The sequence below is a fragment of the Pseudomonas sp. ANT_H12B genome (genome assembly GCF_008369325.1).
Lineage (GTDB): Bacteria > Pseudomonadota > Gammaproteobacteria > Pseudomonadales > Pseudomonadaceae > Aquipseudomonas.
Genome location: NZ_VOBI01000015.1, coordinates 138,478 through 163,691 on the forward strand (window position 1 = coordinate 138,478; position 25,214 = coordinate 163,691).

Annotated in this window: 21 protein-coding genes and 2 pseudogenes; 11 read left to right on the plus strand and 12 right to left on the minus strand. The window is 58.5% G+C overall.

Annotated features, from left to right (window positions below):
- Positions 1–81 precede the first annotated feature (81 nt).
- The gene (gene gorA / locus FQ185_RS21870) at positions 82–1,440 is read left to right on the plus strand and encodes a glutathione-disulfide reductase (RefSeq protein ID WP_149419242.1); all 1,359 of its coding nucleotides are present in this window, start codon (positions 82–84) and stop codon (positions 1,438–1,440) included.
- On the opposite strand, the gene FQ185_RS21875 is transcribed toward gorA, so the two are convergent.
- Positions 1,437–2,459, minus strand: coding sequence for a DNA-binding protein (locus FQ185_RS21875; protein WP_149419243.1), 1,023 nt, complete (start codon positions 2,457–2,459; stop codon positions 1,437–1,439). The two genes, gorA and FQ185_RS21875, sit on opposite strands and share 4 nt — an antisense overlap.
- Positions 2,460–2,637: 178 nt before the next feature.
- Between FQ185_RS21875 and FQ185_RS21880 the strand changes: the two genes are divergently transcribed.
- The 3 genes from FQ185_RS21880 (at position 2,638) to ahpF (ending at position 5,978) form a co-directional block, all read left to right on the plus strand.
- Complete coding sequence (locus FQ185_RS21880) at positions 2,638–3,582, plus strand: site-specific integrase (RefSeq protein ID WP_149419244.1); 945 nt, start codon at positions 2,638–2,640, stop codon at positions 3,580–3,582.
- A 146-nt stretch (positions 3,583–3,728) separates the two neighbouring features.
- Complete coding sequence (ahpC, locus tag FQ185_RS21885; protein WP_149419245.1) at positions 3,729–4,292, plus strand: alkyl hydroperoxide reductase subunit C; 564 nt, start codon at positions 3,729–3,731, stop codon at positions 4,290–4,292.
- Positions 4,293–4,415: 123 nt separating this feature from the next.
- The gene (ahpF, locus tag FQ185_RS21890; protein WP_149419246.1) at positions 4,416–5,978 is read left to right on the plus strand and encodes an alkyl hydroperoxide reductase subunit F; all 1,563 of its coding nucleotides are present in this window, start codon (positions 4,416–4,418) and stop codon (positions 5,976–5,978) included.
- A 109-nt stretch (positions 5,979–6,087) separates the two neighbouring features.
- On the opposite strand, the gene gloA is transcribed toward ahpF, so the two are convergent.
- Positions 6,088–6,609, minus strand: coding sequence for a lactoylglutathione lyase (gene gloA, locus FQ185_RS21895; RefSeq protein ID WP_149419247.1), 522 nt, complete (start codon positions 6,607–6,609; stop codon positions 6,088–6,090).
- A 145-nt stretch (positions 6,610–6,754) separates the two neighbouring features.
- Here gloA and FQ185_RS21900 point away from each other — a divergent pair, with 145 nt between their 5' ends.
- Positions 6,755–7,279 (plus strand): DUF4946 domain-containing protein, encoded by a 525-nt coding sequence (locus FQ185_RS21900; RefSeq protein ID WP_149419248.1) that lies wholly within the window; start codon positions 6,755–6,757, stop codon positions 7,277–7,279.
- Between the two features lie 175 nt (positions 7,280–7,454).
- On the opposite strand, the gene FQ185_RS21905 is transcribed toward FQ185_RS21900, so the two are convergent.
- The 3 genes and pseudogenes from FQ185_RS21905 to FQ185_RS21915 form a co-directional block, all read right to left on the minus strand.
- The gene (locus tag FQ185_RS21905) at positions 7,455–7,820 is read right to left on the minus strand and encodes a histone-like nucleoid-structuring protein, MvaT/MvaU family (protein WP_149419249.1); all 366 of its coding nucleotides are present in this window, start codon (positions 7,818–7,820) and stop codon (positions 7,455–7,457) included.
- Between the two features lie 233 nt (positions 7,821–8,053).
- Positions 8,054–9,248, minus strand: a pseudogene (locus tag FQ185_RS21910) (CSS-motif domain-containing protein).
- A 7-nt stretch (positions 9,249–9,255) separates the two neighbouring features.
- Positions 9,256–10,128, minus strand: coding sequence for a LysR family transcriptional regulator (locus tag FQ185_RS21915; RefSeq protein WP_149419250.1), 873 nt, complete (start codon positions 10,126–10,128; stop codon positions 9,256–9,258).
- Positions 10,129–10,206: 78 nt separating this feature from the next.
- On the opposite strand from FQ185_RS21915, the gene FQ185_RS21920 reads away from it, so the two are divergent.
- The gene (locus FQ185_RS21920) at positions 10,207–11,151 is read left to right on the plus strand and encodes a DMT family transporter (protein WP_149419251.1); all 945 of its coding nucleotides are present in this window, start codon (positions 10,207–10,209) and stop codon (positions 11,149–11,151) included.
- A 251-nt stretch (positions 11,152–11,402) separates the two neighbouring features.
- Positions 11,403–12,479: a 4-hydroxyphenylpyruvate dioxygenase gene (hppD, locus tag FQ185_RS21925; RefSeq protein WP_149419252.1), complete on the plus strand. Its 1,077-nt coding sequence runs from the start codon at positions 11,403–11,405 to the stop codon at positions 12,477–12,479.
- A 62-nt stretch (positions 12,480–12,541) separates the two neighbouring features.
- Here the strand turns inward: hppD and rarD are convergent, their stop codons facing one another.
- From rarD to FQ185_RS21940, 3 genes are all read right to left on the minus strand, one after another.
- Positions 12,542–13,429 carry an EamA family transporter RarD gene (gene rarD, locus FQ185_RS21930; RefSeq protein WP_149419253.1) on the minus strand — a complete coding sequence of 296 codons (888 nt, stop codon included), beginning with the start codon at positions 13,427–13,429 and terminating at the stop codon, positions 12,542–12,544.
- A 113-nt stretch (positions 13,430–13,542) separates the two neighbouring features.
- Complete coding sequence (locus FQ185_RS21935) at positions 13,543–14,556, minus strand: aldo/keto reductase (protein WP_149419254.1); 1,014 nt, start codon at positions 14,554–14,556, stop codon at positions 13,543–13,545.
- A gap of 131 nt (positions 14,557–14,687) precedes the next feature.
- A complete protein-coding gene (locus tag FQ185_RS21940) occupies positions 14,688–15,998 on the minus strand; it encodes an MFS transporter (protein ID WP_149419255.1) in 1,311 nt (436 codons plus the stop codon).
- Between the two features lie 170 nt (positions 15,999–16,168).
- On the opposite strand from FQ185_RS21940, the gene FQ185_RS21945 reads away from it, so the two are divergent.
- The 4 genes and pseudogenes from FQ185_RS21945 to FQ185_RS21960 all read left to right on the plus strand — a co-directional run bounded on the left by FQ185_RS21945 (position 16,169) and on the right by FQ185_RS21960 (position 20,705).
- On the plus strand, positions 16,169–17,290 hold the full coding sequence (locus FQ185_RS21945) for a sugar diacid recognition domain-containing protein (RefSeq protein ID WP_149419256.1): 1,122 nt from the start codon (positions 16,169–16,171) through the stop codon (positions 17,288–17,290).
- A gap of 213 nt (positions 17,291–17,503) precedes the next feature.
- Positions 17,504–18,646 carry a glycerate kinase gene (locus FQ185_RS21950; RefSeq protein ID WP_149419257.1) on the plus strand — a complete coding sequence of 381 codons (1,143 nt, stop codon included), beginning with the start codon at positions 17,504–17,506 and terminating at the stop codon, positions 18,644–18,646.
- A gap of 188 nt (positions 18,647–18,834) precedes the next feature.
- A pseudogene (locus tag FQ185_RS21955) lies at positions 18,835–19,476 on the plus strand (methyl-accepting chemotaxis protein); the annotation flags it as partial.
- A gap of 41 nt (positions 19,477–19,517) precedes the next feature.
- On the plus strand, positions 19,518–20,705 hold the full coding sequence (locus tag FQ185_RS21960; protein WP_149419258.1) for a pyridoxal phosphate-dependent aminotransferase: 1,188 nt from the start codon (positions 19,518–19,520) through the stop codon (positions 20,703–20,705).
- 48 nt (positions 20,706–20,753) lie between these two features.
- On the opposite strand, the gene FQ185_RS21965 is transcribed toward FQ185_RS21960, so the two are convergent.
- The 4 genes from FQ185_RS21965 to FQ185_RS21980 form a co-directional block, all read right to left on the minus strand.
- A complete protein-coding gene (locus tag FQ185_RS21965) occupies positions 20,754–21,731 on the minus strand; it encodes a D-glycerate dehydrogenase (RefSeq protein WP_149419259.1) in 978 nt (325 codons plus the stop codon).
- Between the two features lie 21 nt (positions 21,732–21,752).
- Positions 21,753–23,051 carry an MFS transporter gene (locus FQ185_RS21970; RefSeq protein WP_149419260.1) on the minus strand — a complete coding sequence of 433 codons (1,299 nt, stop codon included), beginning with the start codon at positions 23,049–23,051 and terminating at the stop codon, positions 21,753–21,755.
- 129 nt (positions 23,052–23,180) lie between these two features.
- Positions 23,181–24,152 (minus strand): sugar kinase, encoded by a 972-nt coding sequence (locus FQ185_RS21975; RefSeq protein ID WP_149419261.1) that lies wholly within the window; start codon positions 24,150–24,152, stop codon positions 23,181–23,183.
- Entirely contained in the window at positions 24,145–24,927 is a 783-nt protein-coding gene (locus FQ185_RS21980) for a sugar phosphate isomerase/epimerase (protein ID WP_149419262.1), read from the minus strand. The genes FQ185_RS21975 and FQ185_RS21980 overlap by 8 nt, the downstream gene beginning before the upstream one ends.
- Between the last annotated feature and the right edge of the window lie 287 nt (positions 24,928–25,214).

Consider the following 25,214-nt stretch of genomic DNA (forward strand, 5'->3'; position numbering starts at 1 on the left):
CGCACGGCCCGACCATTTCAGCGCAATGTTTGCTCAACGAGCGCCCGCAGGTATGCTTGTGGACTGCCGAGGAGATTGAAAATGGCCTACGATTTTGACCTTTATGTGATTGGTGCCGGTTCCGGCGGTGTGCGGGCTGCGCGCTTTGCGGCCGGTTTTGGTGCGAAAGTGGCCGTAGCCGAGAGCCGCTACCTGGGTGGCACGTGTGTGAACGTCGGCTGCGTGCCGAAGAAACTGCTGGTCTACGGCGCGCACTTCGCCGAAGACTTCGAGCAGTCGCAAGGTTTTGGCTGGACTCCGGGCGAAGCGAAGTTCGATTGGTCAACGCTGATCGCCAACAAGGATCGCGAGATCAATCGCCTTAACGGTATCTATCGCAACCTGTTGGTTAGCAGTGGCGTGACCTTGCATGAAGGTCACGCGAAAATCGTCGATCCACATCAGGTCGAGATCAATGGCGAGCGCTTTACCGCCAAGAACATCCTGATTGCGACTGGCGGCTGGCCGCAGATTCCGGAAATTCCCGGACACGAGCACGCGATCAGTTCCAACCAGGCGTTCTTCCTCAAAGAGCTGCCAAAGCGCGTTCTGGTGGTGGGCGGTGGATACATCGCCGTTGAGTTCGCGGGCATCTTCCACGGTCTGGGTGCCGAAACCACGCTGCTTTATCGTGGTGAACTGTTCCTGCGCGGCTTCGACGGTGCTGTGCGCAAGCACTTGCAGGAAGAACTGACCAAGCGCGGCATGGACCTGCAATTCAACGCCGACATCGAGCGCATCGACAAGCAGGCCGACGGCAGCCTGAAAGTGACGCTCAAGGACGGTCGCGAGCTGGAAGCGGATTGCGTGTTCTACGCCACCGGTCGGCGTCCGATGCTGGACAATCTCGGGCTGGAAAACACCGGCGTCAAACTCGACAAGAAAGGCTTCGTCGAAGTTGACGAACAGTATCAGACCGCCGAGCCGTCGATCCTGGCGCTAGGCGATGTGATCGGCCGGGTTCAACTGACACCAGTCGCTCTGGCCGAGGGCATGGCCGTTGCGCGTCGGTTGTTCAAGCCTGAGCAATATCGCCCTGTGGATTACAAAATGATCCCGACGGCCGTGTTCAGCTTGCCGAACATCGGCACTGTCGGTTTGACCGAGGAAGAGGCCCGGGAAGCCGGGCACGACGTGCAGGTTTTCGAAAGCCGTTTCCGGCCAATGAAGCTGACCCTGACCGAATGCCAGGAGCGCACACTGATGAAGTTGGTGGTGGACGCCAAAACCGACAAGGTGCTGGGCTGCCACATGGTCGGGCCGGAAGCGGGCGAAATCGTCCAGGGCTTGGCGATTGCCTTGAAGGCTGGTGCCACCAAGCGCGATTTCGACGAAACCATCGGTGTGCATCCGACGGCCGCCGAAGAGTTCGTGACCATGCGTACGCCGGTCGCGGGTTAATCGCTTTTCGTGGACTGTGATGCGTCTGGTGCTGTCGCAACGACAGTGGCCAGGCGCTGTTCGCTCTCATCCAGGCTTGCCTGGGTTTTGGCCAGTTCAAGTTCCAGTGACTTGTGTATCTGCGCCTGCTCATCGACGCTCTGTTTAAGGGACTGGCTTTCCAGCTGCGCTACACGCAAGCGTTCCTGGAGGAGGGTGCGTTCGCCGTCAACGCGAGTGGCTTGCTCCAGTAGTTGATCCTGACGGCTATTGCTCTGCTTGAGTTGCTCCTGCAGCAGGCTCAATTCTCTCAAGGTCCCGCGGTTCTCTGTCAGCAAGCGCTCATTGTCGCGGTGTAGCTGCGTGATTTCATCCTGGCGTACCAACGCGCTTTGCTGGGCCTGGCGCAATTCCATCTGAATCTGTTGCACCTGGCCTTCATGGCGACGCTGCTCCTGCTCGCGCTGGTCCTTGACGGCGTTGCGGTAGTGTTCCAGCGCATCGCGAGCGTGCAGGTGTTTCTCTTCAAGGGAGCGAATCTGCTCATCCTTGTCTTGCAAGCGTAATTCGAAATCGGCCAGCGCCTGGTTCAGTCCGGCGTTGCGGGTTTGCTCGGTCTGCAACATGGAGCGATTTTCTTGCAACGCTTCGGATTCCTGGGTCAATGCCAGGCTTTGAACTTCGTAATGCTGCTGCAGCTGTGTATTGGACTCCTGCGCGTCATGCAGCTGGGTTTCCAGGTCTTTTCTTTGTCGTTCGAACTGCTCGCGGGCCTGATCGATGGGCTCCTGCGCCTGTTCCTTGAGGCGTTGCGCCAGCCGAGAAACCAGCCTGGCCAACTCATCATCGATAGGTTCCGACGGTGCTTCAGCGCGCTCGGCGCCATCATCCAGTTCTTTCAAATAACGATGAATCGTGGTTTTCGAGCCCGTGTTGCCCATCTCGATCCGTACTGCGTCGATGCTCGGGTTTTCTCCGCGCGCCAGAAGGGCCAAGCGTGCTGCTTGCACTACCGCTTTGTTTACGCCGCCACGTGCCATGTGTTCTCCTACGATTTCGTACTGTGGTATGTACCACTTAAATACACAATGTACCACGTTGTAAAATAACTTGAAATACGTTAAGTACTCATACGGGATATACTAGTATTACCCCGTGTGATGAGCCCTATGGCGGGTTTTCACCCGCCAAAGCGGTACGTTTTAGAGAGTTGAGCCCATGACTGAGCTGGATCGTTACCTGCAAGCCGCCACCCGCGACAACACCCGTCGCAGCTACAGGGCGGCTATCGAGCACTTCGAAGTCAGTTGGGGTGGTTTCTTGCCGGCAACCAGCGATAGCGTCGCGCGCTATCTGGTGGCGCATGCGGGTGTGCTTTCGATCAATACCTTGAAGCTACGGTTGTCGGCGCTGGCGCAGTGGCACAACAGCCAGGGTTTCGCCGATCCCACCAAGGCGCCAGTAGTGCGCAAGGTTTTCAAGGGCATTCGCGCGTTGCACCCGGCTCAGGAGAAACAGGCCGAGCCGTTGCAGCTTCAGCACCTTGAGCAGGTGGTTGTTTGGCTGGAGCAGGAGGCACAAACCGCAAAGGCGCAGGATGATCGACCCGGATTGCTGCGAGCCAAGCGCGACATGGCGCTGATCTTGCTGGGCTTCTGGCGCGGTTTTCGCAGCGATGAGCTATGCCGCGTGCAGATCGAACACGTGCAGGCGAGCGCCGGTTCGGGCATCACTCTCTACCTGCCACGCAGCAAGAGCGATCGCGAGAACCTTGGCAAGACTTACCAGACGCCGGCGTTGCAGCGTTTGTGCCCGGTGCAGGCGTACATCCAGTGGATCACTGAAGCCGCGTTGGTCCGTGGGCCGGTATTCCGCGGTATCGACCGCTGGGGCAACTTGAGTGAGGAGGGGCTGCACGCCAACAGCGTGATTCCATTACTGCGTCAGGCACTGGAGCGTGCCGGCATCCCGGCCGAGCACTACACCAGTCACTCATTGCGGCGCGGCTTTGCCACCTGGGCCCATCAGAGCGGATGGGACTTGAAGTCGTTGATGAGTTATGTGGGCTGGAAGGATATGAAGTCCGCCATGCGCTATGTTGAATCCAACCCGTTTCTCGGGATGACACCGCTCGCGGAAAAAACCATTGGCGCTGCTAAGTAAGTTTTCTTCTATTAATACATTCGGCTAATAGCGAAAACCAATGAGCAGCATGAGCTTTGCCAATGAGCCATCCGGCAATCGAGTCGGTAGGATTCACTCCATCAACTTCTCAACCAAACTTTTCAACCCCTGACGGAGAGTCATCGATGCCTATCATCAACAGCCAAGTTAAACCGTTCAAAGCTGACGCCTTCAAAAATGGCGACTTCGTAAAAGTGTCGGACGCTGACCTGAAAGGTAAGTGGTCTGTCGTGTTCTTCTACCCAGCTGACTTCACATTTGTTTGCCCGACCGAACTGGAAGACCTCGCTGAGAACTACGACGCGTTCCAGAAACTGGGCGTCGAGATCTACAGCGTTTCCACCGATACCCACTTTGCCCACGCGGCCTGGCACAACACTTCGCCAGCCATTGGCAAAATCCAGTACACCATGATCGGCGACCCGACTCATGCCATCTCCCGCAACTTCGACGTACTGATCGAAGAAGCTGGTCTGGCTGACCGTGGCACCTTCGTGATCAACCCAGAAGGCCAGATCAAAATCGTTGAACTGAACGATGGCGGCGTTGGCCGTGACGCATCCGAGCTGCTGCGCAAAATCAAGGCTGCTCAGTACGTCGCTGCTCACCCAGGCCAGGTTTGCCCTGCCAAGTGGAAAGAAGGCGAGGCCACTCTGGCTCCGTCCCTGGACCTGGTCGGCAAGATCTAAGTCTGTGAATAGCATCACCAGGGCGGGTTTCCGCACCTAAGTAAGCTGCAACCGCCCAATAAAAACGCCCGGGCGAGATTCGCTCGGGCGTTTTTTTTCGAATTGAAAAAGGAGATCGCCCGTATGTTGGACGCCAATCTTAAAGCCCAGTTGAAATCGTACCTGGAACGGGTCACCCAACCGATCGAGATCGTTGCCTCCCTCGACGACGGTGCGAAATCCCAGGAAATGCTCGCTCTTCTGAAAGACGTTGCCAGTCTTTCCAACCAAATTACCTTGCTCGACAACGGTGACGATTCACGTAAACCATCGTTCTCGATCAACCGCCCGGGTGCCGATATCAGCCTGCGTTTCGCCGGCATCCCGATGGGCCATGAATTTACTTCGCTGGTGCTGGCCTTGCTGCAAGTCGGCGGTCACCCTTCGAAGGCCAGCGTTGAAGTGATCGAACAGATCCGCTCGCTCAAAGGCGAGTTCAACTTCGAGACTTACTTCTCGCTGTCCTGCCAGAACTGCCCGGACGTGGTCCAGGCGCTGAACCTGATGGCGGTACTGAACCCGAACATTCGCCACGTCGCTATCGACGGTGCGCTGTTCCAGGCCGAAGTCGATGAGCGCCAGATCATGGCCGTACCAAGTATTTACCTGAACGGCGTCAATTTCGGTCAGGGCCGCATGGGCCTGGAAGAAATCCTCGCCAAGATCGACACCAGTGGCATCGAGCGTCAAGCCGAGAAAATCAGCGCCAAGGAAGCCTTTGACGTATTGGTTGTCGGCGGTGGCCCGGCCGGTGCTTCGGCAGCTATTTACGCGGCTCGTAAAGGCATTCGCACCGGTGTCGCAGCTGAGCGTTTTGGTGGGCAGGTGCTGGACACCATGGCCATCGAGAACTTTATCTCCGTGCAGGAAACCGAAGGACCGAAACTGGCTGTGGCGCTGGAAGAACACGTCAAGCAATACGACGTCGACATCATGAACCTGCAACGTGCCGATAAGTTGGTACCGGGCAAGAATGGCGAGCTGCACGAAGTTCACTTCGCCAGCGGCGCGACTCTGAAAGCCAAGACCGTGATCCTGGCAACCGGTGCGCGGTGGCGCGAAATGAACGTCCCGGGTGAGCAGCAATACCGCAACAAAGGCGTGGCGTACTGCCCGCACTGTGACGGTCCGTTGTTCAAAGGCAAGCGTGTGGCGGTGATTGGCGGCGGTAACTCCGGCGTTGAAGCGGCCATCGACCTGGCCGGTATCGTTTCCCACGTCACGCTGCTGGAGTTCGACGTACAGTTGCGCGCCGATGCGGTTTTGCAGCGTAAATTGCACAGTCTGCCGAACGTCACCGTGATTACCAGTGCGCAAACCACTGAAGTGACTGGCGACGGGCAGAGGGTCAACGGTCTGCGTTACAAGGATCGTCAGTCGGATGAGCTTCGTAGCGTCGAACTGGAAGGGATCTTCGTGCAGATTGGTCTGTTGCCGAACACCGATTGGCTCAAAGGCACCATCGAGCTGTCGCCTCGCGGCGAGATCATCGTTGATGCCCGTGGTGAAACCTCGATGCCGGGTGTGTTTGCTGCCGGTGACGTGACCACCGTGCCGTACAAGCAGATCGTGATTGCGGTAGGCGAGGGCGCCAAGGCTTCCCTCAGCGCCTTCGACCACCTGATCCGAACGTCGGCCCCGGCATAAACGCCAACGCCGAAAACACAAAACCCCATGAGCGATCATGGGGTTTTTTTTGCCTCACGCTGATCGATCCCACGCCGCGCGTGGGAACGATCAGTGTCAGCGCGCTTTTTTACATCGGGGCCGGCTGAATGATTTCAACCCAATAAGCATCCGGGTCCTTGATGAACGCCAGGCTCTTCATGCGGCCGTCGTTCAGGCGTTTCTGGAAATCGCAGCCCAGCGCTTCGAAGCGCTCGCAGGCAGCACGGATGTCCGGCACCGAGATGCAGATGTGACCGAAACCGCGCGGATCGGTGTTGCCGTTGTGGTAAGCGAAATCCGCGTCGTTCTCGGTGCCGTGGTTGTGGGTCAGCTCGAGAATGCCGGGGATCGACTTCATCCACTCGGTGCGCGCTGCCGCATCGGCCGGGATCTGGCTTTTATCGACCAATGCCAGGAAGTACAGGCTGAACTCGGCTTCCGGGAAGTCGCGTTTTTCCACCAGCGAGAAACCCAGAATGCGCGTGTAGAAATCCAGGGACTTGGTGATGTCCTTGACCCGCAGCATGGTGTGGTTGAAGACGAACTTCAGGGTGGCGGTGTCGGGTTGGGCGGTCACGCCGGGGAAGGTGTTCAGTTCGTGCAGGCTCATGGGCCCTCCGGAAAATAAGTGTGTCTAACGAATGGCGACAATGATACGCAAGGGCTCTGACATCACCAAACCAAAACAGTCGGCTATTGCCTGACGGGCGGGCGAGGCTCAGACTTTGCGGTTCTATCCGTGAGTGTTCATTGCAATGACTCGATTCTGTAAATCGACCTTCGTCCTGATTGGCGTGTTTTCGGTGCTTGCCTGTGCTCACGCAGACGAGCCCGTCATGACCTGGCCCAACGGCTGGGAGGTCGAAGCCGTCCCGCAAGATGCAGCCGCGTCCGGGGTGTCCCGTCAGCGCGCGGTAAAAAACGATCAGGGCGGCACGCCCGTCATGGTGATGGAGTTGACCATGACGCAAGTGGAAAGCGGTCATCAGGTGAATCTGCAAGGCGTGTTGCTGGAGATGCGCAAGTCGGTGCAGAAGGACTTCTTTCAGGGCGGGTATCAGAGTGTTTGCAACAAAATTCATCCAGCGACCTTGAGCCGATTATCGGCGCTGGAAACTACCTGCACGATCACGCAAAACGGACGGCATGTGCTCTCTCAAACATTGGTCGCTGCGGTGGATGCCGATAAAGCTTATGTTTTTTCCTACGCAGGGCAGGCCGAGGCTTATAAGGCAAGTCAGGAAGAAATAGAGGTTGCCCGTAACAGCTTGAAACTTTAGTTGAAGATTTCAATGGAGGCAGATGTCCGCGCCTTCCAGCATTTTTAGATGCCCGAAGGAATTAACCACAAAGTTATTTGGCAAGTAGCGAGTTGATCGACGCCGATCGTTGCATTTAGAGGGTATCCATGAAAAAGCCCTGTTTTGGCAGGGCTTTTTTTGTCACCGCGAGTGCTTAACCACGCAGCCAGGAATCAACGGTGGCTGCACCGTATTGTTCCTTCCAGGCTTTCAAGCCGCGGTGGTTGCCGCCCTTGGTTTCAATCAGTTCACCGGTGTGCGGGTTCTGATAAACCTTGACCACGCGGGCGCGACGGGTTTTAGGTGCGCTTGCCTGTCGCAGACCCGATTTTGCCGGGTTCGGATCGAGAATGGCGATGATGTCACGCAGGCTCTTGCCATAGGCTTTCATCAGCCCCTGGAGCTTTTCTTCGAATTCGATTTCTTTCTTGAGCCCGGCATCGTTCTTCAGGGATTCCAGCTGCTTGAGCTGTTCTTGAAGGGCCTTTTCAGCTGCACGAAATTCAGCGAGTCTGGACAATATCTTTACTCCAATAGTGTGTTTGGCTGATACCAACCGCAAACAAAGCTATAAGCCAAGAGCCTTGAAGCGACTCGGTGATAATGGCTCACCTGCCAATCTTGCGCAGGCAGGAAAAATTGTAGTAGTTAATTGGCCAAGAGTAAATCCTGTCTTTTTCTTCATGTAACAACAGTAGTCTTTTGATTCAATTTGGTGCGCGGTGTCGTTGTTCTGTCGCTTAGAGCCGCTAGTTAATGGTGACTTAATGCATTAACGAACTCCGCGCCGGGTATCGGTCGACCGAACAGATAACCTTGCAGGAAACTCACACCGTGGACGGTCAGATAATCACTTTGCTCCTCGGTTTCAACGCGTTCGGCGACAATACCCAGGTCAAGCTTGGCCGACAGTTCGATAATCGTATCCAGCATGTGCCGAGAGAGGGCGTCGACACCGATCATGGCGACGAAACTCTGGTCGATTTTCAAGAAGTCCACATTGAACTGGCGCAGATAACCGAGGCTTGAGTGACCGGTGCCGAAGTCGTCGATGGCGATCATCACGCCGAGTTCATGGAGCTGTTCGAACAGTTGGAGTGTGATGGGCGTGGGTCCGGACCACTTCTTGTTGTCGCCATGCACGACGGGTTGAAAATACGGAATGAATTCTGCTGCCTCCAGCGCGCGCTGCATTTCACGACTCGGTGAAGATGAGCGCATTTGCAAAACATGTCCGGCAAAACCGGAAAGCACGCCAAAAAAAATCAACAGACTGAACAGTGGCGCAAATCACTGCGCATGTAACGCCAGGTCTCTCCGTCGGGGGAAACCGGCGGCCACGGTAAACGCATAACGTGAAGATGCCAGTTTGGCATGCGCAACCTGGAAGGTGGGCAGAGGGTCGTCGTGGAACTTACTGTCGGAGGACAACCAGTGGGGGCTGACTTGCAATAGCAGCAGAGTCTCGCGGCCGATCAGGCGCAGTACATTACTGAGGTGAACCGTCCAGTGTGCTCAGCGCTCCCTGTTTCCCTTCGCTGAGCCGATACACCAGTACGGCGGTGTCGGGAGTGACCAGGTTGCCCTTCATCAGCAACAATTTGCCTTCGGTGTAGTCGCCGGCAATGATCTTTTCCTGATATTCGCCAAACAATGAACTGCAGTAGATGTTGTTGTCCCACACCAAATTGGTCGAACGCACAAACGGGCGGCGGGTGACCTGTTCGCGCAAGGCCAGTTTGATCTCGTTGCAACTTTGTCCGGCCAGCGGCACTAATTCGCGCGCGGCCAGGGCGGTGTTGTCGAGCATCAGTTCGAACTGGCGAACGGCTTCTTCAGCGGTTTGCTCTGTGCTGTGCTTAAGTGCGCGTTCAGCCTGCATATGGAGAATGGCGAACCCCAGTAATACTGGGAGCAATCCACTCAATACAGTCACCGCTATCCTGATGCTACGCTCAACGGTAGTTCAAGCGTTCGGCGAGTTTGATAAACGCCATCGCCGCAGGAGATGACTGGCGTTGGTCGAGCACTGCCAGACCGACCTGTCGTGCGACCGGGGGCGACAGTGGTTTTTTCACATAGCGGTTGTCGCTGTGGTCAGGTAGTGAACCTTCGGCGACAACTGTCAGCGCATCGCCTCGGCCGACGGTGTCCAGCGTGCTCAGTAGCTGCGAGCAGCGATAGCGGATATTCGGTGTCAGCCGGGCGGCACTGAACAGTCGTGAAACCAGCTCCGAAGAGCCCGCCTCGGTCAGCACGAAAGGGTCATGGCACAAATCGCTCAAACTCAGGCTGTCGCGACTGGCCAGTGGATGATTGACGGGTAGCAACGCGACCATCTGGTCTTCGATCAACGCAAAGGTGTCGAAGCGCTCCTCTGGCAACACCACGAAGCCGATATCGACACGGCGCTCCTCCAGCCACTGGATGACCTGACGGTCCGGGCCTTCATCAATATGGACCTCGATGCCCGGGTGCTCGGCACGGTAGTGCTGCAAGATCAGTGGCAGTAATTTGATTGATGAGGTCGGGCCAAACGAGCCGATGCGCAATGTGCCGCGTTTCATCCCGCGTGCATCGGCTGCTTCCTGGCGCAAGGTGTTGGCCAGGCCCAGCATCGCCCGGGCGCGCTGCAAAAGCTGTTGGCCGATGTCGCTCAGTTCGACCCGGGACTGATGCCGCCGCAGTAACTCGACGCCCAATTCCTGTTCAAGCGACTTGAGGGCGTGGGAGACCGCAGATTGTGAAATGCCCAGACGATTGGCCGCCGCCGTAAAACCGTGTAACTCGGCCACAAGCGAGAAAATCTCAAGCTGGGTGAGGGTCATGAGCGTTTACTCATTTTACGATGACTTGGTATTAGCCGAATGATAGGTCATCTAACCGATTTTACGTTCTGGAAACTTATGACGACCTGTGAGCAAAGCCTGTCCAACCCATCGGATGTACCGGTTTATCTGAAGCTGGCTGCGGTCACCATGATCTGGGGTGGTACGTTCGTGGCCGGGCGGTTTCTGGCAGATAGCCTCAGCCCTTTATTCGCCGCCAGCCTGCGATTCCTGTTAGCCAGCGCAGCGTTGCTGCTGTTTCTGCTACTGGCCCGTGTTCCATTGGCTCGACCCAGCCCCAGGCAGTGGCTGCAATTGGCGTTGCTGGGGTTTTTCGGGATCTTCTTCTACAACCTGTGTTTCTTTTATGGCCTGCATTACATCAATGCTTCACGGGCGTCGTTAATCGTGGCGTTGAACCCGGCCGTGATCGGGCTGGCGTCATGGCTGTTGTTCAAGGAGCACTTGAGTCGCGCGAAGGTCATCGGAATCGCGATTTGTATTGCCGGGGCGAGCCTGGTGATCGTCAGCCGAAACCCGCAATTGCTGGCCGGCAACGCCGACGCCTGGATCGGCGACTTGTTGATCTTCGGCTGCGTGCTCGGCTGGGGCGTCTATTCGTTGTTCTCCAAAGCGTTGAATCAAACCCTGGGGCCGGTTCAAACGGTGACGTACTCGATTTTGCTCGGTACGGTAATGCTCTGGGTGACCAGCGCCGTTAGAGGTGAGTTGAGTGTGGCGGTGCTCACCAGTCTCGGTACGCAACAATGGCTAAGCCTGATGTATTTAGGCGTATTGGGTTCGGCACTGGCCTACATTGGCTATTACGACGGTATCCGCAAAATCGGCGCCACGCGCTCAGGCGTGTTCATTGCTTTGAATCCACTGACAGCGGTCATCCTCGGTGCACTGCTGTTGGGCGAGCAGTTGACTCTGACGATGTGCTTGGGTGGCGGGTTGATCCTGGCGGGGATTTTCCTGTGCAACAAACCCCTTGCGCGACCAGGGAAAAAGGGGATTTGATACAGAAGGCGGACAAACCTAGTTACGCTGTGTAGAATCGGGTTACGCATACAATAATAATCGTCTTCTGGAAGCAGAAGCCTCGCCCGCAAAAGCCTTGGGTCGATAATGAAGAGTGACGGGTTTCAACTGATCTACGGTGACTTCCTCGCCCGCAGCGTGCGGGGCATCTCCTGCGCGCCACCCGCCGGTCTCAGCATTGCTAGCAACTAACGATCCGTTAATTGATAAGAAAATGATGAGGCGCCACCATGGCAGATTTATACGAAAACCCAATGGGCCTGATGGGCTTTGAATTCATTGAGTTCGCATCGCCGACCCCGAACACCCTGGAGCCGATCTTCGAGATCATGGGCTTCACCAAGGTCGCGACCCACCGTTCCAAAGACGTGCACCTGTATCGCCAGGGCCAGATCAACCTGATCCTCAATAACGAACCTCACAGCGTTGCTTCGTACTTCGCGGCCGAGCACGGCCCGTCGGTGTGCGGCATGGCGTTCCGCGTCAAGAATGCCCAGCAGGCATTTGCTCGTGCCCTGGAAATCGGTGCCCAGCCGATTCACATCGAAACCGGCCCGATGGAGCTGAACCTGCCCGCGATCAAGGGCATCGGCGGTGCGCCGCTGTACCTGATCGACCGTTTCGGCGAAGGCAGCTCTATCTATGACATCGACTTCGTGTTCATCGAAGGCGTTGACCGCAACCCGGTCGGGGCTGGCCTGAAGATCATCGACCACCTGACCCACAATGTGTATCGCGGGCGCATGGCCTACTGGGCCAACTTCTACGAGAAGCTGTTCAACTTCCGCGAGATCCGTTACTTCGACATCAAAGGCGAATACACCGGCCTCACTTCCAAGGCCATGACCGCGCCGGACGGCATGATCCGCATCCCGTTGAACGAAGAATCGTCCAAGGGCGCCGGGCAGATCGAAGAGTTCCTGATGCAGTTCAACGGCGAGGGCATCCAGCACGTTGCCTTCCTGTCCGATGACCTGATCAAGACCTGGGATCATCTGAAAAGCATCGGCATGCGCTTCATGACCGCGCCGCCGGAAACCTATTACGAAATGCTCGAAGGCCGTTTGCCGAACCACGGCGAGCCGGTTGATCAACTGCAATCGCGCGGCATTCTGCTGGACGGTTCTTCCGAGTCGGGCGACAAGCGTCTGCTGTTGCAGATCTTCTCGGAAACCCTGATGGGCCCGGTGTTCTTCGAGTTCATCCAGCGCAAAGGTGATGATGGTTTCGGCGAAGGCAACTTCAAGGCACTGTTTGAATCCATCGAACGCGACCAGGTTCGTCGTGGCGTGCTTTCCACCGACTAAGCGGTATTAGATGTACAAAAGCCCGGTCAGCAGCAATGCTGGCCGGGCTTTTTCGTTTGGTCTTACATGGGTTTTCGTTTAAGCCGGACCAGGTGTTTGAACCCTTCGAATACCAGTACAACTACCGCCAACCAGATCGGGATGTAGGTCAGCCATTCACCGGCCTTGATGCTTTCCCCCAGCAGCAGTGCGACGCCGAGTAACAGCACCGGTTCGACATAGCTCAACAATCCGAACAGGCTGAACGGCAACAGTCGACTGGCGATGATGTAGACCACCAGCGCTGAAGCACTGATCAGCCCAAGCATAGGGATCAACAGCGACAGCCACGGATGTTGATCAAACACGCCGAAACCTTGTTCACCGCCCTGAACGAACCAGAACGCCACGGGCAGCATCAAGGCCATGTCCATCCACAAGCCGCCCAGGTTGTCGGTCGCCAGTCGCTTGCGCAGGAAGAAGTAGAGCGGATAACCAACGACGACCAGCAAGGTCGCCCAAGAGAAACCGCCGACCTGATACAGCTCATTGAGCACGCCGAGGGACGCAAAAAACACCGCAACCTTTTGCAAGTAAGACAAACGCTCGCCATACGCGAACCGCCCGGTGAGGACCATCGACAGCGGCAACAGGAAATAGCCCAGTGACACGTCGAGGCTATAGCCATTGAGCGGGGCCCACATGAACAGCCAGAGTTGCAGGCCAAGCAATACTGCGGAAAGGATCATCCCGGCGAGCAATTTGGGTTGACCAACCAGCCGCCGGAAGAGGGCGACCACGCGTTTCCATTCGCCGGAGACCACCATGAACACGGTCATGCAGGGCAAGGTCAGCAGCATCCGCCAGCCGAAAATTTCCACGCCGCTCAAAGGGGCGAGCAGCGAAGTGTAGTAATACATGACGGCAAACAGCACCGAGGCTGTGACCGATAGAGCGATACCTTTAGACAAACTGTCCTCGCGGGTTGAAGGTCAAACGGGGCGCGCAGGATACGTGTTTTTTGTGCTGAATATTGGTCAAGTGATCAATATTTGCAACATCACTGCAAGATTGATCAATCATCTCAAGCCAGACGCGGTTTACGCCCCGACACAAAGTGGCTCACATCATTAAACCCTGGCGTCGACGAATGCCCAGGCACAACCAGCGAATCAATAAACGCCTCATCCTCAGCCGTAATCTTCACCGCCTGCGCTTTAGTGTAGGCATCCCATTGTTCTTCGGTGCGCGGGCCAACGATGGCCGAGGTGACGGCGCTGTTGTTTAGTACCCAAGCGATGGCGAACTCGACGATACCCACGCCGCGCCCTTGGGTGTACTGCTGGATTTGCTGAGCAATGCGCAGAGATTCGACGCGCCATTCGGTTTCCAGAATGCGTTTGTCTGCACGTCCGGCGCGACTGTTAGCGTCCGGCTTCGCGTCCGGCGCGTATTTACCGCTGAGCACACCGCGCGCCAGCGGGCTGTAAGACACCACGCCGAGGCCATAGTTTTGCGCGGCGCTGATCTGCTCGGCTTCTGCCTGGCGGTTGACGATGTTGTACAGCGGCTGACTGATCACCGGCCGGTCAACGCCCAGTTTATCGGCCACACGAATCACTTCAGCGATGCGCCAGCCACGGTAGTTCGACAAACCCCAATAGCGAATCTTGCCCTGGCGGATCAAATCGCCGAGGGCCGACACCGTGACCTCCAGCGGCGTGTTGTGGTCTTCGCGGTGCAGGTAATAGATGTCGAGATAGTCAGTGCCCAGGCGCGTCAGGCTGGCGTCGATGCCATTGAACAGGTGCTTGCGGCTCAGGCCGCTGCGGTTCGGAACGCCGTCCACGGGGCCGAAACCGACCTTGGTCGCCAGCACCCATTCGTGGCGGTTCCCGGCAATCGCTTCGCCGACGATCTCTTCGGAGCGGCCGTTGGTGTAAACGTCCGCGGTGTCGATGAAATTGATGCCCTGGTCCCAGGCCTTGTCGATGATCCGCAGGGAATCTTCGGTGCTGGTCTGTTCGCCGAACATCATGGTGCCCAGGGTCAGGGTGGATACCTGTAAACCCGAATGACCCAGCGTGCGGTAGCTCATGACGAATTCCTTTTACCGGAGGGAAAGGCGTCAATCAAATACCAGAACGACTGCACGGGGCAAACGGAATTATCGAACACCCTGTGCCGATCGGTGCAGAGCGTGGGAACGATCAATCAGTTGCCCGGTGATCAGACGCGAAGCGTACGGGTCATGCGCAACGCCAGCAAACTCCCGCAAACAATCACGCCTGCCAGCAGGTAAAGCGCCGCATCCGTCGAACCGGTGCTGTCCTTGACCCAACCCACCAGGTACGGGCTGAGGAAACCCGCCATCTGCCCCATGGAATTGATCAACGCCAAACCACCTGCCGCGGCACCCGCGCTGAGCAGGGCTGTCGGCACGGGCCAGAACATTGGCAGGCCGGTGAGGGCGCCCATGGTGGCGATGGACAGGCCGAGGATGGCGATGGCCGGGTGGGCGGCGAAGTTCACGGCGATCAGCAGGCCGACCGCGCCCATCAGCATCGGCACCACCAAGTGCCAGCGGCGTTCTTTGCGCAGGTCCGCCGAGCGACCGACCATCAACATGAACAACGCTGCCAGCAGATAAGGAATCGCACTCAACCAGCCGATCACCAGGTTGTCGCTGAAACCCAGATTCTTGATGATCGACGGCAGCCAGAAGTTGATCGCGTAGACGCCGCTCTGGATGCAGAAATAGATCAAACCAAACGCCCAGATCGCCGGGTTCTTGAACACGGCCAGCAGCGAGTCGGTGGTGGTTTTCGGTTTGTTGGCCAGGTCTTCAGCGTGGTCGGCTTCCAGCACCGAACGCTCGAATGGCGTGAGCCATTTGGCATTGGCGTAGCTGTCGCTGAGCAGGAAATAAGCCAGCGCACCGAGGATCACCGTCGGAATGCCTTGCAGCAGAAACATCCACTGCCAACCCGCCAAACCACCTTGGCCAGCCGCGAAGTGAGTGAGAATCCAGCCGGAAAACGGGCTGCCGAGCAGGCCGGACACAGGGATCGCCGACATGAACAACGCCATGATGCGGCCACGGCGGAACGTCGGGAACCACTGCGAAAGGTAAAGCACCACGCCCGGGAAGAACCCGGCTTCCGCCGCGCCGGTGAACAGGCGCAAGGTGTAGAACTCGGTCGGTGTGGTGACAAACAGCAAACAGGTCGACAGCGAACCCCAGACGATCATCATCAGCGCGATCCAGCGGCGCGGGCCGAATTTGGTCAGTGCCAGGTTGCTGGGTACGCCGCAGAGTACGTAGCCGATAAAGAAGATCCCGGCCCCGAGGCCGTACACGGTTTCGCTGAATTTCAGCGCGTCGAGCATCTGCAGCTTGGCAAATCCAACATTCACCCGGTCGAGGTAGTTGAACAGGTAGCAGATGAAAATGAAGGGAATCAAACGCAGGGTAATGCGCTTGTAAACGGCGTTTTTGTCGTCAACGATGGCCTGGGTAGCGGCGGCGCTCTGTGACATGGCGGGCTCTCTCTTTATTATGATTTTTTGCGATGCAAAGGGTAACGTTGACCGCCCGGTGAGTCTCGGCCACCCCTTGGGTAATTGTCTTTGTGCCTGAGCACAGGGTTTGCAACCAAGGCCTGTGCGGGTGAACAATCCGCCTCATCACGCTTTCAAGGATCACCGCTATGTTCGAACTCGATCACGACCTGGCCCAGGACATCGTCGACCGGGCGATGGCTATTCTGCCGTACAACGTCAACGTCATGGACAGTCAGGGTCTGATTCTCGGCAGCGGCGAGCCGGAGCGGGTCAACACCCGTCATGAAGGTGCGCAACTGGTGCTGGCCAACGGTCGCGTGGTGGAGATCGACGCCCAAACCGCAATTCATTTGAAGGGCGTGCAGCCGGGCATCAACCTGCCGCTGTTGCTCGATCAACGTTTGATCGGCGTGCTGGGCATCACCGGCGAGCCCGAACAATTGCGTACCTACGCCAAACTGGTGCGCATGACCGCCGAGATGTTGGTGGGCCAGCGCAATCAGCAGGCCGAGCAGCAATGGCGGCGTCAGCGTTGCGATGATCTGCTGGCGCTGCTGCTCAGCGAGGCCGGAGATTCGCCGCGGTTGATTGATGAAGCGCAACAACTGGGGCTCAAGCCGCAGATGACGCGAGTGCCGTATCTGTTCGAGCTGGGGATGGAACACGGCCCGGGGCAAACCGTCGAGGCACTCAGCGCCTGGCTGACCTCGCGCTACCCGGACAGCTGGTGCGTGAGTTCGGCCAAGTCCTCGTTGCTCTGGTGTCGGCCAGCCAGTCAGGCGATCGAGAATGATCGGCTGCTGGAAAAACTCGACGGCCTGGGCTGGAACATCCTGCGCATCGCCGTGGGTGGGCAAGCCGATGGGTTGTCGGGGTTGCGTCGCTGCTATCGCCGGGTCGGTGACTTGCTGGCCTACGGGCGCGATGTATTGCCCCGGTCCCGATTGCTGACCCTGACCCGTTATCGGCTGCCGGTGATGCTCTGGCGTCACCGCAACGACGATGCGCTGGACGAACTGCTCAAGCCACTGCGCAAAGTCATCGCCAAGGATGCCAACGGCCAACTGCTGGCGACCTTGCGCTGCTGGTGTGATCACGACGGCCAGAGTCAGGCCTGTGCCGATGCACTGGGCATCCATCGCAACAGTCTGCGTTATCGGATGGAGCGCATTGCCGAGCTCAGCGGTGTCGACCCGCTGAAACTGGACGGGATGCTCGCGCTTTATCTCGGCGTCCAGCTATTGCCCGAGGCAGACATCCACTCATGAACGACACATTCCCCTGTGGGAGCGGGCTTTCAGCGAAATCAGTGTCGAGTTTTAAACCGCCATCGTCGAATCGCTGCCCGGAGCAAGCCGCAACTACAGAAGACGGTAGTTTTGTGAGAATGAACAATAATCGTCATACCCGCTTGTGCAGCGGACAGGCGTTATTGTGCGTGGCGGCTGGCAGCATGAGGGCATTGGAACTGGAGAATTCGTATGAAAATCGTCATCGCCCCCGATTCGTTCAAGGACAGCCTGAGCTCGCAAGGTGTGGCAGACGCCATTGCGCTTGGGCTTACGGAAGTCTGGCCCGACGCGCAGCTGGTCAAATGCCCGATGGCCGACGGCGGGGAAGGGACCGTCGAGTCGATTCTGGCGGCCTGCGAGGGCGAACTGCGCCGAACCATTGTCCGCGGGCCATTGGGTATAACGGTCGATGCCGCTTGGGGCTGGTTGCCCCAGAGCCACACCGCGATCATCGAAATGGCTGAGGCCAGTGGCTTGCAACTGGTCCCGCCGAGTCAGCGCGATGCGTGCTCCAGCAGCACGTTCGGCACGGGTGAATTGATTCGGGCGGCGCTCGATGCCGGCGCGCAACGAGTGATCCTGGCGATTGGCGGCAGCGCCACCAATGACGGCGGTGCGGGGGCGATGCAGGCCTTGGGCGTGAAACTTTTCGACGCACAGGGCCAAACACTGGCTCCGGGCGGCCGGGCCCTCGCGCAATTGGCCCGCATCGACATCAGTGACATTGATCCGCGTCTGGCTGAGGTGCGCTTCGACATCGCCGCCGACGTCAACAATCCGCTGTGCGGTCCCCACGGCGCTTCGGCAATCTTCGGCCCACAAAAAGGCGCCTCGCCCGAGCAAGTCCAGCAACTGGATCGTGCCCTGGAACACTTTGCCGAACGGTGCGCTCAAGTCCTGGGCAAAGACGTCCATGACGAGCCGGGCAGCGGTGCGGCGGGAGGCCTGGGTTTTGCCGCCAAGGCGTTTCTGGGTGCGCAGTTCAAGGCCGGGGTTGAAGTGGTTGCCGAACTGGTTGGCCTGGCTGATGCGGTCAAGGGGGCCGATCTGGTGATTACCGGCGAAGGGCGTTTCGATGCCCAGACGCTGCGTGGCAAGACACCGTTTGGAGTGGCGCGAATAGCACAGCAACAGAGCGTGCCGGTGATCGTCATCGCCGGGACGCTGGGTGAGGGTTATCAGGACCTGTACGCACATGGCATCGATGCCGCGTTTGCCCTGGCGAGCGGGCCGATGACGCTGGAACAGGCTTGCGCCGAGGCCCCGCGTTTGTTGCGTGAACGCGCAAGTGATATTGCGCGGGTTTGGCGGTTGGCCGCTCGCAACACCTGAAGCCCTTCACAATCCGTTTTAGCCGCTGGCGAAGCCCGCGTTCGACAACTATTACGAGGTCACGGGTGTTTCATAATTGAAACACCCGCAACGCTGTGAAATATACTCCTGAACTCCCCGCAAAAAAACTCATCCCCGGCCGATACAGCCAATAGGCGCACAAAACCTATTCCAAACACTGGCGCCAAGCTGAAAAGGCTGCCCGCGAAGGTCGCGACCGTGTGGTGGACACGGTCGGTGCGATTCAGACCATGACCCACGATGTGCAAAACACTTCGCTGATGATCGAAGGCCTGGCCGCTCAGGGGCGCGATATCGGCAAGGTGCTGGACGTGATCCGCGCCATCGCCGAACAGACCAACCTGTTGGCATTGAACGCGGCGATCGAAGCGGCCCGGGCCGGTGAAGCCGGACGTGGTTTTGCGGTGGTGGCGGACGAGGTCCGGGCGCTGGCCCATCGCACCGCGCAATCGACTCAGGAAATCGAGAAGATGGTCGCCGGCATCCAGAACGGCACGGGTGAAGCGGTCTCGTCGATGCAGCAAAGCAATCAGCGCACCCAAAGCACCCTGGAAATGGCCCGCGCCACCGGTGTTGCACTGGAGCAGATCACGCAATCGATCCACCTGATCAACGAGCGCAACCTGGTGATCGCCAGCGCTTCAGAAGAACAGGCTCAGGTTTCCCGTGAAGTGGATCGCAACCTGGTGAACATCCGCGACCTGGCCATCCAGTCCGCCGCCGGCGCCAACCAGACCAGCGCAGCGACCCACGAACTGTCACGCCTGGCCGTGGATTTGAATGCCATGCTGGCGCGTTTCGTGATTTGAGATAGGGTTGAGGCTTGGAACCCGCGCGACTGGAGAAATACATGCGCTATTCAGCCTTGACCAAACGAATCGCCGGGGACGGCGCAGCGGCCTGGCAAATTCATTACCGAGCATTGGAATTGCGCGAGCAGGGTGTCGATGTGCTCCTGCTGTCAGTCGGCGATCCGGACTTCGATACACCCAAACCGATTGTCCAGGCCGCCATCGACAGCCTGCTGGCCGGCGACACTCACTACTCGCAAGTTCGTGGCAGCCGGGGGCTGCGCAACAGCATTGCCAGTCGTCATCGGCGCCAGAGTGGTCAAGCGGTGGATGCCGATCATGTGATTGTGCTGCCGGGCGCGCAGTGTGCGGTGTATTCGGTTGCCCAATGCCTGCTTGATCCCGGCGATGAAGTGATCGTCGCCGAACCGATGTACGTGACCTATGAAGGCGTGTTCGGCGCCTGCGGGGCCAAAGTGGTGCCGGTGGCAGTGCGCCCCGAGAACGGGTTCCGGGTCGATCCGCAGGATGTCGCCGCGCTCATCACGCCTAAAACCCGCGTCATCTTGCTCAACAGTCCGAACAATCCTTCCGGCGCCAGTTTGCCGCTGAAGATCTGGCAGCAACTGGCGTTGCTGTGTATTCGTCATGACTTGTGGCTGATCAGTGACGAGGTCTACAGCGATCTGCTGTACGAAGGCGAACACATCAGCCCGGCCAGCCTGCCGGGCATGGCCGAGCGCACCGCGACGATCAATAGTCTGTCCAAATCCCACGCCATGAGCGGCTGGCGCGTGGGCTGGGTCATCGGGCCGAAAGCGTTGAACGACCATCTGGAGCATCTGTCGTTGTGCATGCTGTTTGGCATTCCGGATTTCATTCAGAACGCCGCGCAATTGGCCCTTGATGAAGACCTGCCGGAAGTGGCGCAGATGCGCCAGGAGTATCGCCAGCGTCGCGACCTGGTGTGCGCGAGCCTGAGTAATTGCCAGGGTATCCGCCCGATTCGACCCGATGGCGGGATGTTTGTGATGGTCGACGTGCGCCAGACCGGGCTGTGCGCCCAGAGCTTCGCCGAGCGTTTGCTGGAAGGTTATGGCGTGTCGGTGCTGGCCGGCGACGCGTTCGGGCCGAGCGCGGCGGGGCATATTCGATTGGGGTTGGTGGTGGATCAACTGAAGCTGGCGGATGCGTGTCGGCGGATTGCGTTGTGTGCGTCGGACCTGCTCGAAGCCCGACGTGCCTGATTCAGATATAGATCGTTCCCACGCTCTGCGTGGGGAACGATCATCGGTTCAGGCCTTCCACGCCTTTGTGTTCACCAGATTTTTCGGACGCTCACCCGCCAGTGCCGCCAACAGATTGTCCACCGCACACGTGGCCATCGCCTCGCGCGTTTCATGGGTCGCCGAGCCAATGTGCGGCGTTGCCACCACATTGTTCAACTGCAACAGCGGCGAGTCGTGGTTCAGCGGCTCACGTTCAAACACATCCAGCCCCGCCGCCCGAATCTGCCCCTCACTCAAAGCCTGTATCAGCGCCGCTTCGTCCACGACTTTGCCGCGGGAAATGTTGATGAAGATGCTCTCGCGGCGCATCAATGCAAACTGCTTGGCCCCGATCAGGCCTTCGGTTTCAGCCGTCAGCGGCAATGTCAGGCAAACGAAATCGGCCTGCTGCAACAGCTCCGGCAGGCTTCGATATTGCGCATTGAATCGCTGCTCCACCGCTGGCTTCGGCGTGTGGCTGTGATAGATCACCGGCATGCCAAAACCGAAATGCCCACGCTGTGCCAAGGCCTCGCCAATGCGTCCCATGCCAATGATGCCCAGGGTTTTACCGTGCACGTCGGTGCCGAACTGCGTCGGGCCGACATTGCGCGTCCACTGGCCGGCGCGAACCATGTTCGCCAGTTCCACCACGCGCCGGGCGGTTGCCAGGATCAGCGCGAAACCAGTGTCGGCGGTGGTTTCGGTGAGCACGTCCGGGGTGTTGCTGAGCAGGATTCGTCGCTCGGTCAAGTAGTCGATGTCGTAGTTATCGACGCCCACGGAGACGCTGGCGATGGCTTCCAGGTCGGGCGCCAGATCGAGTAACCCGGCATCCAGCTTCAGGCTCGCACCGAGCAAACCGTGGGCGCGGGGCAGGGCGTCGCGCAGTTTGGCCAGACCGTCGGCGTTGAGGTTGTCGATCAGCGTCACCTCGGTCTGCTCGTGCAGGCGAGCCATCAGCAGCGGCGAGAGTTTCTTGTACAACAAAACCTGCTTTTTCATCGTCATCATCTCAACTTCAATTCAGGAATGAGCCGCCGTCGGCGGTTGTACAACGGCCTTGGCCACCACCCGGTCACTGGCGCCGGGCTTGAGGAAAATCGTCAGCACCACCGAGAGCATCAACGCGCCGCTCATCAACAGATAAGAAGCACCCGGCGAGCCGGTCGAACTGTTCAGGTAGCCCACCAGATACGAACCACCAAACGAACCGAGTGCACCCATGCTGTTGATCAACGCCATGGCGCCCCCCGCCACGTTGGCCGGAAGGATCTCCGGAATGATCGCGAAGAACGGCCCGTAAGGTGCGTACATGCAAGCGCCAGCGATCACCAGCAAGGTGTAGGACCACCAGAAATGTTCAGCGCCCAAGGCGTAAGAACCGTAGAAAGCAATCGAGGCGATCAGCAGCGGCGGCCAGACGAAGCGTTTGCGCTTCTGCATTTTGTCCGAGCCCCAGGACACCAGCAGCATGCCGATCACCGCGGCCAGGTAAGGCAACGCCGAGAGCCAGCCGGCTTCGATCATGTCCATCTGCGCGCCGGCCTTGAGGATCGACGGCAGCCACAGCACAAAGCCATAAACGCCGATGCTCCAGCAGAAAAACTGCAAGGCCAGGATGATTACTTTCGGCGAGCGGAAGGCCTCGGCATAGTTCTTCACCGCTTTGATGCCCACCTGTTCGGCGGCCAGAGCACTTTCCAGATCGTGCTTTTCCTGGTCGCTGAGCCACTTGGCTTGCGCCGGACGGTCATCGGCCAGACGCCACCAGATAAACGCCCAGAGCACCGCCGGCAAACCTTCGATGATAAACATCCAGCGCCAGCTGTAATGCTGCACCAGATAGCCCGACACCACCGACATCCACAGCATGGTCACCGGGTTACCGAGAATCAGAAAGGTGTTGGCGCGCGAGCGTTCGGCACGGGTGAACCAGTGGCACAGGTAGATCAGCATCGCCGGCATCACCGCGGCCTCGACCACGCCGAGCATGAAGCGAATCACGATCAACCAATAGGCGTTGGAGACGATCCCGGTCAGCGTGGCCAGGCCACCCCAGAGAATCAGGCTGACGAAGATCAGCTTCTTCACGCTGTGTTTTTGCGCGTAGATCGCCCCCGGCACCTGAAAGAAAAAGTAGCCGAGGAAGAACAGCGCGCCGAGCATCGACGACAGGCCTGGCGTGATCATCAGGTCGGCAGCCATGCCCGAGGCGGCGGCGAAGCCGTAGTTGGCGCGGTCCAGGTACGCCAGGCTGTAGGTGATGAACACGATGGGCATGATGTACCACCAGCGGCGGGCGGCGAGTGTTGCGGTTTTCATAGTGGTGCTCCTGAGCTTGTTGTTTTTGTCGCAGCAGGTAACGGTATTCGTAGATCGAGTAGATCGTTCCCACGCTCCGCGTGGGAATGCAGCCCGTGACGCTCTGCGTCACAGGGACGCGGAGCGTCCCTAGAGGCATTCCCACGCAGGAGCGTGGGAACGATCAATCAAGGGGGGTGGCAGTTCTTCCCGGGTAGGCAACCCCTCCATATCCCCTCGGCTCTGCACCGCGCGGCTGCCAATCCAGTTGGCCCGCTTCACGGCGTCGGCAACGCTGTGGTTTTCCAACAGCGCGCTGATCATGCCGACGGCAAAACCATCGCCGGCACCGACGGTGTCCACCACTGTTTCCACCGGCACACCCGCCACGAAACCCTGATCCAGATGGGTGCGGTAATACGCACCGTGCGGGCCAAGCTTGATCGCCACGGCTTCGGCGCCCAGATCGAGGTAGAACGCCGCAATGTCGGCGGGGTCTTCTAAACCGGTCAGCAAGCGACCTTCGCTCAAACCCGGCAGCACCCAGTGGGCGAGGGCGGCGAGGCGGTTGATCTCGCTAATCATTTGTTGCTCGCTGGCCCACAGGCTCGGGCGCAGGTTCGGGTCGAAGGACACGCTGCGCCCGGCATCGCGCATGCGGGTCATCAATTCGAAAGACATTTCCCGGGCTGTTTCCGACAACGCCGGTGGAATGCCGGTGGCGTGCAAGTGCCGGGCGTTCAGCAATTCAGGAACGATCGATTGCGGCGACAGATGGCTCGCCGCCGACCCGCGCCGGAAGTATTCGACGACCGGATCACTGCCATCATCGCTGCGTGACTTGAGTTGAAAGCCGGTGGGGTGTGCGGTGTCGATGGCGACGTTACGGCAATCCAGGCCTTCTTTCTCCAGGGTGTCGATCACGAACCGGCCCAGGGAATCGGCGCCGACCCGACTCAGCCACGCCACCTTGAACCCCAGACGCGATAAACCGATGGCGACATTGCTGTCGGCCCCGGCGATGCGTTTATGGAATTGGCCAACGTCGGCCAGATCACCGTTCTGCTCGGCGACAAACATCGCCATGGTTTCGCCGAACGATAGGATATCGATCTCAGACATGAGCGCTCTCCAACCGAGTTTGACCGAGGCGGGCGAGGGTAGCGACGTGCTCGGTGGTCAACTGCACCAGGTCATCGCCTTGCAGCGGATATTCCGCCGCCCGCATGACGCCTTGGGCCATGTGCCGCAGCAGTTGTTCCCACAGATGCAGGTCGCTGGCGGCAGGCGGTATGGCCACCAGTTTGCCGTCGGCGCGGCGTGCCACGGCCTTGCAGTGCACATAGCCGACATGCCGACCCAGCAACCGCGCAGCGCTGCTGGCGGACTGGTCTTGCCATTGCCAGTTGCCGATATCGAAGGTCATTTTGACCGGCAGCTTGTGTTGCTCGATTTCATTGAAAAAGCGCTGAAAAGGTTCGATCCGGCCGCCGTGCAAGGTCTGGTCGTTTTCCACCAACAGCTGCACCGCACTTTTGCCCAGCACTCGGGCCAGGGTCTGGAGATCGCTGTTGTCGGTGAAGTACCCCAGCGAAACCTTCAGCCATTTGGCGCCAAATGCCTGGGCGCGCTGCAGCGCAGTGATCAGTTCGGGGTTGGGTCTGGACTGGCCGGCGAGCCACAATTCCATCGGTGAGGAATAGACGCTTTCCAGTCCTTGGGACTGGGTGGCGTCGGCCAGTTGCGCCGGGTCTTCGACCGTCAGCAGTTCTTCGCGCCATTCAATTCGGGTAGCGCCGGCGGTGGCCAACACTTCGATGAACGACCCTTGGCCACGTTGGCGAACCAGGTCAGCACCGTAGCTGGACAGGCTGATGGAAACGGGTGGTTTATTCATTGTTCTACACCTCTGAAACCGGTTTCATTTTTGTTCAAAAAAAAAGGCTGTCTGGGTTGCGGTGTTCTTGAGGGCCTCTTCGCGAGCAGGCTCGCTCCCACAAGGGCTCTGTGACGAACACGTATTCGATGTGCACCTCAAACCCCCTCTGGGAGCGAGCCTGAACTGGTCAAGTAAATCCGGACACCGGTTACGGTGCTTATGCCGCTTTTTGCTCCATAGCTATTGGCGACAGGTAGTTGTTGTAGCTGTGGAGTCTGGTGCGGTTGTAGTACATGAAGAAGCGA